At 51.7% G+C, this 259-nt stretch carries 2 rRNA genes; both read right to left on the bottom strand.

Annotation, left to right across the window (positions count from 1 at the left end):
- Positions 1-95 (bottom strand): 5S ribosomal RNA (gene rrf, locus MRBLPE1_RS23135); the annotation flags it as partial.
- Between the two features lie 110 nt (positions 96-205).
- Positions 206-259: ribosomal RNA gene (locus MRBLPE1_RS23130) — 16S ribosomal RNA — on the bottom strand; the annotation flags it as partial.

The following is a 259-nucleotide window of genomic DNA, read 5'->3' as shown; positions in this document are numbered from 1 at the left end:
CAAGACCCTGCGGTCTAAGTACCATTGGCGCTGGAGGGCTTAACGGTCGTGTTCGGTATGGGAACGCGTGGTTCCCCTCCGCCATCGCCACCAAACGGATGACATGACTTACATTGAAAGAGGATTAGTCTCTCAAAACTGACAACGAGTAAGCGATAAACTGCCAAGTTTATCCGAACCTCATCGGGTCCGGGTATTTCCTTAGAAAGGAGGTGATCCAGCCGCACCTTCCGATACGGCTACCTTGTTACGACTTCAC

The organism is Paenibacillus sp. LPE1-1-1.1 (assembly GCF_040676435.1).
Classification (GTDB): domain Bacteria; phylum Bacillota; class Bacilli; order Paenibacillales; family Paenibacillaceae; genus Pristimantibacillus.
Note: the sequence above shows the minus strand (reverse complement) of the source record. Positions and strands in the feature narration are given on the sequence as shown.